Raw genomic sequence first — 12521 nt, forward strand, 5'->3', positions numbered from 1 at the left:
TGCTATACTATAATCATTCTAACAAGCCAACTATCAGTGGTTGTTCAAAAAGTCGACTTTTTGAACGCACATTATCAGGAGATATCGGTTATGGTGAAGAAGATCGATTTTACTACACTTGTCAGTCAACATGGTGATATCCTAACCAGTCTGTTCGATCATATGTCGGACATGTTCTTTCTCATGGCTGTCGAACAAGCTGCGGAAGGAGAGTATCTGTTCCGCTATGTCTTGATGAATCCATCCGCTATGCACAATGCTCAATTGAACGAGGAAGCATACGGAAAAACGTTTGAGGACGTGTATCCTCATGAAAAAACCTGCTTATTACAGCATATGTACACACAAGCGGTAAAAAGCGGGAGTCCGATCCACTTTACTGCGAATGGTGACATCATTGGCGAATCCATTCTTTCTCCTGTCTACGATAGTAATGGCGTATGTACGCATGTCTTTTCCATTACCCGCGATGTAACCGAGCGCACAAACCTGGAATCACAATTGGCCTATATGGCGTATCATGATGTGCTCACGGGATTGCCGAACAGACGCCTCCTCTCCGAAAAGCTCCAGCAAGCTCTACGTGCAGCCCAATCAAAAGAGGAGATGGTCGCTGCCCTCTATTTGGACTGTGACCGCTTTAAAGAAATTAACGATACGTGGGGGCATGACACCGGAGATTTGTTTTTGCAAATGCTGGCTACACGCCTTAAGTCATCCGTTCGCGATGGAGATATCGTCGCACGTCTGGGTGGAGACGAGTTTGTCATCATTCTGACCGGCATTCACTCCGAACGTCAGGTTGAAAAAATTGCGAACCGTATCCTGCTTGCGACTCAAGAGCCGTGGATGATCGGAGACCGGGCCGTACCGTTCTCTACAAGCATTGGCATTGCCCTCTACCCGGCATCTGCAAGCGAAGCGGAACAACTGTTGAGCAATGCAGACAAAGCACTTTATAAGGCCAAAAAGACAGGACGCAATCGTTTCTTTTTCTTTGACCCCCATTGATTATTGACTGTAAAACAAAAACACTGCCAAGACAGAAAACAGCAAACTCACCACATACAGAATGATGACCGTCTGCTTCGTAGACAACCCCCGGGACATGAGCCGATGATGAACATGTCGACGATCCGCTTGGTACATGGGGGAGCCTGCCAAAAGCCGACTGATCATGACCTGTACAGTGTCTATGATGGGCAAGCCTACTGCCAGCACAGTCACGACTAATGAAATGAGCGTAGCCCCTTTCATCGTTCCTTCCAAGGAGATCACGCCGAGAGCGAATCCCAAAAACATCGATCCTGCGTCACCCATAAAAATTTTCGCCGGATAAAAATTAAAGCGTAGAAAAGCGAGTGCAGCACCTGCCAGTGCGACAGCCAATAATGCCGTTAATTCTTGACCTTTGAGCATCGACAAAAAGAACAAGGTCACTGCTGAGATCACAGTAGCACCTGCTGCGAGTCCGTCCACCCCATCCAAAAAATTCACCATATTGATCAAGCCTACGATCCACAGCACGGTCATCAGCAGGGAAACCAGGATTGGAAATGAGACATACATCCCTTCCTCTCCCCCCAGCCACATGAAATTGATTCCCCGAAAGCGAATATCCATGAGGAATGTCAGCGTCGCTACCAATAACTGCACCATCAGCTTCGGCAGTGCCGGAAACTCTTTTTTCTTCGACTTGTATGTATCGTCTACCCATCCAATGGCTACTAGCATAGCCCCTCCAACTGCCAAAACTGCAACGGTTTTTTGCGCCCCTGCAAAAAAAGTTGACACCAACAAGAGACCGACGAACATCGCCAAACCACCAGATAATGGGATCGGTCTGCTATGTCCCTTTCTCCCCTTTGGCATATCCAGCAGCTTTGTTTTCCAAGCCAGCCAATTTGCTACTGGCATTAACAAATACACAACAAAAAACGAGGAGAGTCCTGACACGATATAAGTAAACAGTTACCCTCACCTGCTTTGCCCTTCATTTTGTCTTTAGTGTGGACAAAATGGGAACAAAAAAGCCGCCCCTGTAAAAGAGGCAGCCTTTTTTATTGCGAAGCTTACAGTTTTTCGGAAACCATTTTTGCTTGTGTGAAGAGCAAGAGGTAGTCTGGTCCACCCGCTTTGGAGTCTGTACCGGACATGTTGAATCCTCCGAATGGATGTACACCTACCAAAGCGCCTGTGCACTTGCGGTTGAAGTACAGGTTACCAGCATGGAACTCTTCGCGTGCACGCTCCAGGTTTTCACGGTTGCGGCTGATGACAGCGCCAGTCAAACCGTACTCGGTGTTATTCGCGATTTCCAGTGCATGATCGAAATCGTTCGCTTTCGTGAAAGCTACCACTGGGCCGAAGATTTCTTCTTGCATGATGCGAGCTTGTGGATCTACATCTGCAAATACAGTTGGCATGATGAAGTAGCCGGATTCTGGACCTTTTTCGCCACCTGCAACCAGTTTGCCTTCTGTTTTACCAATCTCGATGTACTCGAGGATTTTGTTGTATGCTTTCTCGTCAACTACAGGACCTGTGTAGAACTCGTTGGTTCTGATGTCGCCGACAGTCAGTTGTTTGGTCAGCTCTACTACGCGACCCAGTACTTGATCGTACACATCTTGGTGAACGATAGCACGGGAGCAAGCGGAACATTTTTGACCGGAGAAGCCGAATGCAGAAGCCACGATGGACTGTGCAGCCAACTCGGTGTCGCAGTCGTTGTCAACCACGATGGAGTCTTTACCGCCCATTTCGGCAACCAGACGCTTCATCCATTTTTGACCTGGACGATGTTTCGCAGCCAGTTCGTTGATACGCAGACCTACGTCACGGGAACCTGTGAAGCTGATGAAACGAGTCAGCTTGTGCTCTACGAGGTAATCGCCGATTTCGCTACCGGAACCTGGTACGAAGTTCACAACACCAGCTGGTACGCCAGCGTCTTCGAGGATTTCCATGAATTTCGCAGCGATAACTGGAGTGGTAGAAGCAGGCTTCAATACAACAGTGTTACCCGCTACGAGAGCTGCTGTCGTCATACCAGCCATGATCGCCAAAGGGAAGTTCCAAGGCGGGATAACGATACCTACGCCAAGTGGAATGTAGTACAGTTCGTTGTCCTCATCCGGGATACGTGGCAAGTCATGGCGCTGAGACAGCTTATCCATTTGACGTGCATAGTATTCCATGAAGTCGATTGCTTCTGCTGTGTCAGCATCAGCTTCTGGCCAGCTTTTTCCTGCTTCTTTTACGAGCCAAGCAGAGAACTCATGCTTGCGGCGACGCAGGATTGCTGCTGCTTTATACAGATAGCGGGAACGTGATTGTGCAGGTACTTTTTTCCATGTTTCGAAAGTGCTAGCAGCTGTTTGGATCGCTTTTTCAGCCAGTGCTTGATCAGCCTGGGAAACAACGCCCACTACTTGTTCTTTATTAGAAGGGTTGAAGGAGCTGGATTTCTTTTCAGTTGTGATGCGTTCTCCGCCGATGATAAGCGCATACTCACGGCCAAGCTCACTTTCTACCTTAGCGAGCGCTTCTTCAAATGCCTTTTTATTTTCTGGCAGACTAAAATTGGTAAACGCCTCGTTTTTGAATTCCACTTGCATCTGTGACGCCTCCTTATCGATATCTTCCATGCTTCGGATCACTCATAAAACACATGCAAGGATCATACCAACCAAACAATTAAAAGCTCGACTCTATTAGTGTTTGCATTTCTGCCGAAAAATCACCGACAAGATTCAAGAAGTATTTTGAACAATTTTGTGCATACTCTACACATCATTTTACACCTTTGTTCAATTCACTATCTTTTGTGTACAAAAAAACACCCGACTTCCTCACCTTTTCAGGCGATCATTCGGGTGCTTGTTGCTTTTCCTTATTGTCTGTAAATATGCATATACGGCTCACCACTTGTCGGTCGAATGTAGAGCGACAATGGTTTGTTCATCGACTGCACGTACATGTTAACATGGACGCTCTTATCGAAGAGTTGGTTAATAATGCCCGCTGCAAACTGAGTAAACTGCAATACCTCTGTCCTGGAGTCATACTCTGCCGTAGCTGTGATTGTCATTTCCGTCAGCCTGCCATCCATGAAGCGCCCCAGACCAGTCATCCCGATGTACTCACCGAAATAACCCTTGGACTGGCGCATGAGCTTATCGTACTGCAAGGCCACCTCTGGGTACTTCTTCTCAGCCTCAGAGCTTGGAAATAGTAAAAACTCCTCTTCGATCTGCAGCCACTTGGATACAGCCGCTTCATTCGCCCCTACAGTTCCTGACATGATAAAGTGACCTGGCACCAGAGAAGAATTCGCTTCCGGTACTTGATACATCAAAATCAATATCGGAACCTGCGGGCTGTTGGCACGTACAGACTGCACAATACGAGCTGCGACCTGCTGGCCTTTTGCTTGCAGTTCTTGAGTCGTGTATACCTTGTCCTGACCGGTTGCATCCTGGTAGTTCGGCGAAAGCGACAAGCCCAACACCATGCCAGCCAAGCTCTTATCCTTTTTGCTCAGATAATCATGCTCCAACACGTGCACGAGAATTCCGTTTTTCTTTTTCCCGTTGGCTCCAGCCGTCTTTTCTTGTGCGATCCACTGGGTGACTTGCTCTTTTTTCACCACTTGACCTTCTTGGAAATAATAATCGGACGTTGGGAATGTCTCCCGAGCAAACTCCATCAGGCCTAATTCAAGATGATTGAAATCGATGCGATATTTCGTATCCCCGAGCATACCTCGCGTCTGGTTCGGCTGATATGGCGTAATACTGCCGTAGTAATCCTCGGATACTTCCACTACCTCCGACAAGGACGGTGTAGTAGGCTCAGGAGCTTTGTCCTTGCCCCCAGGTATCAACGAGCAGCCAGTCAATGCCATCACAAGAAGTACAGCTGTCAAGAACCTGCATCCTGTCAAAAACTTCACTTTCATAGATTACTCCTTTTCGTATCCAAAAGTGGGCGCTGTACAAATCATTCGTTCCACTTGATCCATCGATTCTCTTCGAGCTTATAGATCAATGCCGATTCGCCAATTCCCACCCATTTTGTATCCTCGCCACCTGAAGCAATGACAATCAGCTTTTCTGGTGAGCGAGCATCAAGCAAACGCCATTCGCCCTTGATTTTCTCATAGATACCTTTTTCGGTTGCGACAGCGAGAGTGCCAGTTCGTCTGTTAATGGCGAGCGAATAAATCTGCTGTGCTCCGGGAATCTCCTCTGTCTTCCACTGCCCCTCTTCATTATAGAGCAAGCTGAATTGGGCCGCTACATAGAGTCGGTCTTGTTCGTGATCAAAGTCCATGGCAAATACTTCCTGATCCATCGGCTGCCACAGGCTCCAAGATTGGGCCTCGTCCGTCGATTGATAAATGCCTTCACCCGAGACAAAGGCAAACAGACGTACTTCGCCTCCTTGGCGACTCCCTACAAAGCTGCTGATATTCGCAAGCTCTGGCAACCCCTTGTTGACAGAAGCCCACTTCTTACCGCCATCTGTCGAATGAAGAACCCCATCAATCCCGCCAACAAATATTTGATTCGGATCATCCGGGTCCACAAACCAACCTTCGATCGCATACTGTTCTAAATCTGCTGAGAGAGATCCCCACGATCCACCCCCAACCGAGCTATACAGCCCTGCATTGGTGCCAACCCATATTTGCTTGGCATCATCGGTCATCATCAGATTGTGAATGGTTGCTCCCTGCTCCAATACGTCCTGATAGGTCAAGTTCCCTTGTAGAGCAGCAGCTGTAACTGTTCGAGGATTCGTATTGGTTTGTTCACTGCCAGTACTGCTGTTACTTCCACAGCCAACCAATTGCAGCATGGCTATTACACCGATTCCCCATTTCAGAAAGCTATTCATGCTCTTCACGTCCCTTCCCTTACTCATCCGTTGTCGCCACCGTTTTCTTAGGCGTTGCTCTCCAATACTTGGAGGAAACCTGCTTCGTCCATAACAGCCACGCCTAGTTTTTCTGCCTTCTCCAGCTTGGAGCCCGCTTTTTCACCTGCAATCACCAGGTCTGTCTTCTTGCTGACGCTGCCTGTTACCTTCCCACCCAAGCGCGCAATCGCTTCCTCTGCTTCCTGTCGCGACATTTGCGTCAAGGTGCCGGTCAAAACGATTGTTTTGCCTGAGAACGGGAGGTCTGCGCCACTTTCAATGCGGATTCCTTTGTACTCCATGTTCACTCCAGCCGCACGCAGTCTCTCAATAACTGCCTGAGCCTGCGGCTGTGTGAAGTAGTTCACGAGACTCGCAGCCATTTTCGGCCCAATCTCATCGATTTGTGTAATCTCTTCTTCGGATGCCTGCATAATGGCATCGATATTGCCAAAATGCTCCGCGAGAACACGTGCCGCCTTGGCTCCGACCAAGCGTATACCAAGACCAAATAGTACGCGCTCCAGCGAGTTCTCCTTGCTCGCTTCAATCGCCGCGAGTAAATTATCTACGGACTTTTCACCCATGCGCTCCATGCCCAGTAGAACATCGCGCTGTTGGTGCAAATAATACAGGTCAGCGACACTGTGGATAATACCGTCGTGATACAGCTGTGCGACCACTTTTTCTCCCAAGCCGTCAATGTTCATGGCTGTTCGAGACACGAAATGAATCATACCTTCACGGATCAGTGCTGGACACATCGGATTGATGCAGCGCAGGGCCACTTCTTCCTCCAAGCGAACCAGCTCACTGCCGCATTCTGGGCAATGCGTTGGCATGGCAAACGGCACTTCATTTCCAGTACGACGCTCAGGCAAGACTGCGATAATCTCCGGGATAATGTCCCCGGCTTTTTTGACGACAACATGATCACCGATAAGGAGACCTTTTTCCCGAATAATATCTTCGTTGTGCAAGGAAGCACGCTTCACAGTCGTACCTGCCAAACTGACTGGCTTCAACAAAGCAGTCGGGGTAACATTCCCAGTACGACCCACAGATACTTCAATACCTTCGAGAATCGTAACCGCTTCTTCGGCAGGGAACTTGTATGCGATAGCCCAACGCGGACTTTTCGCAGTAAATCCGAGCTCCTCCTGCTGCGCGTAACTGTCGACCTTGATCACCATGCCGTCGATTTCATAAGGCAAATGTGGACGCTTCTCTGTCCAGCCGGCAATAAAAGCGAGCAGTTCATCGACGTCGTCAAATACACGTCGCTCCTGATTCACCATGAAGCCGAGCGTCTCCAGCAAATCAAGCCCTTCACTGTGCGATTCCACTGTCTCCCCTTGCAAATCGCCAATGCCGTAAACAAACGTATCCAATTGACGGGATGCGGCAATCTTCGGATCGAGCTGTCGAAGCGAGCCTGCTGCGGAATTGCGCGGATTGGCAAATAACGCTTCTCCACGCTCCTCGCGTTCTTTGTTCAGCTTTTCAAATGCTCCTTTGGACATGTAAGCCTCACCGCGAACCTCAAGGGTTATCGGTTTCGTCAGCCGCAAAGGAATGGAACGAATCGTTTTCAGGTTTTGTGTGATGTCTTCGCCTGTTGTTCCATCTCCACGGGTAGCCCCGCGGACGAACAGCCCATTTTCATAATGAAGCGATACGGCCAGACCATCAATTTTCAGTTCAGCTACATATCGGACAGCCTGACTGCCAACGGCCTGACGCACCCGGCGGTCAAAATCCCTGATGTCCTCCTCATTAAAGGCGTTACCGAGACTGAGCATCGGTGTTTTATGAACGACCTTTTCAAAGAAGGGCAGCGGTTCTCCCCCTACACGCAAGGAAGGAGAATCAGGTGACTGCAAATCAGGGAAGCTGGTTTCAAGCTCCTTTAGCTCCCGCATCAATTGATCGTATTCCTGGTCAGAAATCTCAGGTCGATCCTCTTCATGGTAAAGACGATTATGCCGCTCAATTCGTTTCGCTAATTCTTTAATTTTTGTTTCCGCCGTCAATCGATCCATTTCGTTCATCCTTTACTTTTGCGATTGGCTTGTATTTGCACACTATCCCTTTTGAATAGGAGCGAACTTCGCTAATAGCTTTTTAATGCCAGTCGGGCTTGGGAAAGCAATGTCGAGCTCCATGTCGTCGCCCGTTCCTTTTACTTTGACGACCGTACCGTTGCCCCATTTGCCATGCGCCACTCTGTCGCCAACCTTCCAATCAACGCTTGCCCCTTGACCGTGTCCAGGCAGTTTTTCGCCCGCCGGACGAGTAAACGTAGCAGGTGTGCTGCTTGCAGTTCGTTGACCCATGCCAAATTTCGGAGCGGAGCCTGCTTGTGAGGAGGACGCGCCAAACGGTCTCGCACCCGTATCACGTCCGAACGGACTGCCATCACGCTGTCCAAATGCACTACTGCGTCCTCCGCCGAAGCTTCGGTCCGCTGTCGCTGGATTTCCTTCCAACAACTCAGCCGGAATTTCTTGCAGGAAGCGAGACGGTGCATTCACATTGGTCCGTCCAAACAACGTCCGCATACGAGCACATGTCATGTACAGACGTTCCTCCGCCCGTGTAATTCCCACGTAAGCCAGTCGGCGCTCTTCCTCCATTTCGGTATCGTCAAACAAAGAGCGGCTATGCGGGAAGACACCCTCCTCGCAACCAACCAGGAACACGACAGGGAACTCCAGCCCTTTGGCACTGTGCAAGGTCATTAATACAACCTGCCCCTCTGCCGATACTTCCTCTTGGGCACCATCATCTCCCAAAGAATCGATGTCTGCCACCAGCGCGAGGTCGGTCAGGAAGGCAAGTAAGCTCTTGTCTTCATTTTTGCGCTCGAACTCCTGGGTTACAGACAAGAACTCCTCGATATTCTCCAGACGAGCCTGTGCTTCCAGCGTTTTTTCTTCTTTTAAAGAATCGCGGTATCCAGAGCGCTTCAGCACTTCTTCCACCAGCTCAGTCACACTCAAGTAATCGGTCATTTGCATCAAATTCGAGATGAGATCATTAAAGGACAGGATCGCATTCGTCGTGCGTGAAGGCAGCCCCATATAAGCCGTCTCCTGAATCGCTTGGAAAAGGGACTGACCATTTGCATTCGCATACGCTTGTAGCTTATCTACTGTCGTATCCCCGATATTACGCTTCGGTACGTTGATAATGCGCTGCAAGCTGATATCGTCATCCGGATTGGAGATGAGACGCAAATAAGCCAAGATGTCCTTGATCTCTTTGCGATCGTAGAACTTGGTTCCGCCGACGATGGTGTACGGCATGTTCGACTTGATGAAAACTTCCTCGACCACACGGGATTGTGCATTCGTCCGATACAAGATCGCGAACTTGTCGTAGCGCTTGTACTCTGCCATCTGCTTGCGAATCGTATCGACGATAAAATACGCCTCGTCGTGCTCGGAATCACCCTGGAAGCACATGATCTTGTCTCCGCCCGCATTCTCTGTCCAGAGCTTCTTTTCCTTGCGCAGCTTGTTGTTGGCAATAACCTGATTCGCCGCCTGCAAAATCGTTTTGGTAGAGCGATAGTTTTGCTCGAGCTTAATAAGCTTGGCTTCGGGATAGTCTTTTTCAAAGTTTAAAATGATCGAGATGTCGGCACCGCGCCATTTATAAATACTTTGGTCAGCATCCCCCACGCAGCATACATTTCGAGACTTGTCTGCCAGCATGGAAATCAAAAGATATTGCGCCCGGTTTGTATCCTGATACTCGTCAACATGTATGTAACGGAATTTCTTTTGATAAAACTCCAATACTTCCGGCACTTCTTTAAACAGACGAACCGTCGTCATGATCAGATCGTCGAAGTCCAGCGACTGGTTATTTCTCAGCTTTTTCTGATATGCCGTGTAAACCTTTGCTGCCACTTGTGCAAATGGATCGCCCGCAAGACGCGTATAAGTCTCTGGATCCGTCAGCTCGTTTTTCGCTCCACTGATCGCTGCCAAGATCGAACGCGGCTCATACTGCTTTGGATCGATGTTCAATTCTTTTAAACACTGCTTGACGACAGACAACTGATCACCGGCATCCAAAATGGAAAAGCTGCGATTGATGCCGAGTCGGTCGATATCCCTGCGCAAAATCCGCACACACAAGGAGTGAAACGTCGACAGCCATGCATCCTGCGCTGCCGCACCGCCAATAATGGCAGCCACACGGTTTTGCATCTCCCGTGCTGCTTTGTTGGTGAAGGTGATCGCCAAAATGCTCCATGGTGCTACCTGTTTGGCACTGATCAAGTATGCGATACGTTGTGTCAGTACCTTGGTCTTGCCGCTACCCGCACCGGCCAAAATCAAGACAGGGCCTTCTGTTGTAAGGACTGCTTCCCGCTGCTCCGGGTTCAGCCCTGCTGTGATACGATCTGCAAAAGACATATGTATAAATCCACCTTTCCACGTTCCCTAGACGAAAGCATATGTTCCTATTTTCGCACAGATCGCAGTGGAGTTCCAGTTCGTATCCCGAACAGGAAACATCATCCTTTCGGCAGCAATGGCTCGTACATCAAATAAGCCCGATTCTGCGTCAGCCATTCTTGCTCCACCCATTCACCTTCCAGCGAATAAACATCACGATACAATTCATTCTTCCGTTCATACCCTCCCCAAATCGAAGGATGGATCTCATGTTCTTTTTCGATAATGACATACGTCCGTGTCGGTGGCATGTCTGAACGCCACTCCCCTACCAAATGTGTATCGGTCAGATAGACATGCAGTTGAAAGGGCTGATGCGTGTTGTTGGCGATTTGCAAATCCAGATAGTTATAGAAACAAGTCGCTCCACTTCCGAACGGCTGTGTCCGATTCGAATCGGGAAAAACATCGTAGCTATGACGATGTCGTTCCGTTACTGTCAATGGCGTGTGCAGGGTCATCCAGTACAGCAGATTGGAGAGCTGACAAAGCCCTCCGCCAACTCCGGCTGTGACGCGTCCCTGTGAGAGCAGCATTCCCTCAACATAGCCTTTGCTACGGGTCGGCTTGCCAATCTGCTTCCAGTACGAAAAGGTTTCCCCGGGATGGATGAGCAATCCGTTCAGTCGTGCAATCGCCAGACGCAAATTGATCACTTTGTTGTGCTGCATCCACATTTCCACGTTCTGCAATGGGCGTAACAAAATCGTTTGATGAGAATAATGGACATAACGCAACCATTCGCTTCTTTTCTCATGAGCGAACCTCGTTTGACCAAATGTCCATTGTACATACCTTTTCCAACGAAAATAAGCCATGCCTGCTGTCAGACGCCACTTTCCCCGTGCGATCGGTTTCATTGTGCACCCCGACTTCCTGATTATTACAATAGACGCAGGAATTTGGTGTGAAGTTGCGGTCGAATACGGGAGAGCCCTCACTTCTTACACTTTTGTAAGCGAGACGTAAGTAAAAGCCATTTCTCCTCCATCCCCGGATGAGCTAGGATAGGAAAAGTGCGCGATCGGAGCACGAACAACGAGAGAAGGAAGTGATGGGATTGAATGAAAACGCACCTACCATGAACCAACGAATTGATACATTAGATACCGTACGGGGCTTCGCCTTAATAGGCATTCTCCTCGTCAACATCGTGGCCTTGCTGTATGCGCAAACACCTGAGTTAGGAAGTGTGGACTACTGGCTGTTCCAGTTTTTCAATTTCTTTGTGGAATCTCGCTTCTTCGTGATCTTTTCCTTCTTGTTTGGCGTGGGCTTCTATATTTTCATCAGTCGAGCAAAAGCGAAAGGGGCCAATAGTACCGTTTTGTTCATTCGGCGTCTGATTGCGCTGCTCGCTCTTGGCTTTGTTCATAAAATGTTCCACCCTGGTGAAGCACTCTTCATCTACGCCATCTTCGGCTTCATCTTACTGCCTTTTTATCGTTTGAAGGCACGAACCAATCTGATCATCGGCCTTATTCTGTCTATCGTTGTCTGCGCAATTGGCTTTAAAGCGCTTTTGGTGCTTCCCTTATTTATTTTGGGACTCGCTGTCGGGCAATACGGGGTCTTTCAAGATATTCCGAAATTTTTACCCGTGATTAAAAGAGTGCAGGCCGTGACCTTCGTCCTTTCGTTAATTGGCTTGTTCGTACAATACCGACTGACTCCAGCTGATCCAGCAATGGGCGGGGCGAATCTGGTTGTAGACGATACCATGTCAGAAGAAACCCTGCAGCAGTTGATGAACTACACGATTGCCTTGACCTCCACAGGTCTTGTCATGGCTGCCTTTTATACGACGACCTTGATTCGGCTACTGCAAAATAAAACTGTCCAGACCTTTCTCTCTCCACTAACCAGCTACGGTCGCATGGCTTTGACAAACTACGTCGGACAAACCGTATTGATCCTTGTGGGAAGCTATTTGTTCGATTGGTTCGGCAATCTGGGTTACCTGCAAACGACACTGATTTGTCTCGGCATCTACGCGATCCAAATGGTATTTAGTGTACTCTGGCTGTCTGTCTTCCGCATGGGGCCACTTGAGTGGGTATGGCGATTATTTACATACATGAAAATCACACCGCTGCGAAAATAAACAAGCAAAGACCCCAGAAA

General features: G+C 48.8%; 9 protein-coding genes. 2 read left to right on the forward strand and 7 right to left on the reverse strand.

The window, feature by feature from the left end; translation table 11 throughout:
* The first annotated feature begins 90 nt into the window (after window positions 1-90).
* Window positions 91-1011, forward strand: coding sequence for a diguanylate cyclase domain-containing protein (locus ACQ5DJ_RS16390; RefSeq protein WP_429843409.1), 921 nt, complete (start codon window positions 91-93; stop codon window positions 1009-1011).
* Here the strand turns inward: ACQ5DJ_RS16390 and ACQ5DJ_RS16395 are convergent, their stop codons facing one another.
* The 7 genes from ACQ5DJ_RS16395 to ACQ5DJ_RS16425 form a co-directional block, all read right to left on the reverse strand.
* On the reverse strand, window positions 1012-1815 hold the full coding sequence (locus ACQ5DJ_RS16395; RefSeq protein WP_144619629.1) for an MraY family glycosyltransferase: 804 nt from the start codon (window positions 1813-1815) through the stop codon (window positions 1012-1014). It abuts the gene before it with no gap.
* 257 nt (window positions 1816-2072) lie between these two features.
* Window positions 2073-3620: an L-glutamate gamma-semialdehyde dehydrogenase gene (pruA, locus tag ACQ5DJ_RS16400; RefSeq protein WP_429843410.1), complete on the reverse strand. Its 1548-nt coding sequence runs from the start codon at window positions 3618-3620 to the stop codon at window positions 2073-2075.
* Window positions 3621-3895: 275 nt separating this feature from the next.
* Complete coding sequence (locus tag ACQ5DJ_RS16405) at window positions 3896-4963, reverse strand: CamS family sex pheromone protein (protein WP_429843411.1); 1068 nt, start codon at window positions 4961-4963, stop codon at window positions 3896-3898.
* A gap of 41 nt (window positions 4964-5004) precedes the next feature.
* Window positions 5005-5904 (reverse strand): WD40/YVTN/BNR-like repeat-containing protein, encoded by a 900-nt coding sequence (locus tag ACQ5DJ_RS16410; RefSeq protein WP_429843412.1) that lies wholly within the window; start codon window positions 5902-5904, stop codon window positions 5005-5007.
* Between the two features lie 47 nt (window positions 5905-5951).
* Window positions 5952-7967, reverse strand: a complete 2016-nt coding sequence (gene ligA, locus ACQ5DJ_RS16415) for an NAD-dependent DNA ligase LigA (protein WP_429843413.1) — start codon at window positions 7965-7967, stop codon at window positions 5952-5954.
* Window positions 7968-8009: 42 nt separating this feature from the next.
* Window positions 8010-10355: a DNA helicase PcrA gene (gene pcrA, locus ACQ5DJ_RS16420; RefSeq protein WP_429843414.1), complete on the reverse strand. Its 2346-nt coding sequence runs from the start codon at window positions 10353-10355 to the stop codon at window positions 8010-8012.
* 101 nt (window positions 10356-10456) lie between these two features.
* Entirely contained in the window at window positions 10457-11257 is an 801-nt protein-coding gene (locus tag ACQ5DJ_RS16425; RefSeq protein ID WP_429843415.1) for a VanW family protein, read from the reverse strand.
* Between the two features lie 194 nt (window positions 11258-11451).
* Between ACQ5DJ_RS16425 and ACQ5DJ_RS16430 the strand changes: the two genes are divergently transcribed.
* Complete coding sequence (locus ACQ5DJ_RS16430; RefSeq protein ID WP_429843416.1) at window positions 11452-12501, forward strand: DUF418 domain-containing protein; 1050 nt, start codon at window positions 11452-11454, stop codon at window positions 12499-12501.
* The last annotated feature ends 20 nt before the right edge of the window (window positions 12502-12521 follow it).

It is taken from the genome of Brevibacillus sp. FIR094, from assembly GCF_050477165.1.
Taxonomy (GTDB): domain Bacteria; phylum Bacillota; class Bacilli; order Brevibacillales; family Brevibacillaceae; genus Brevibacillus.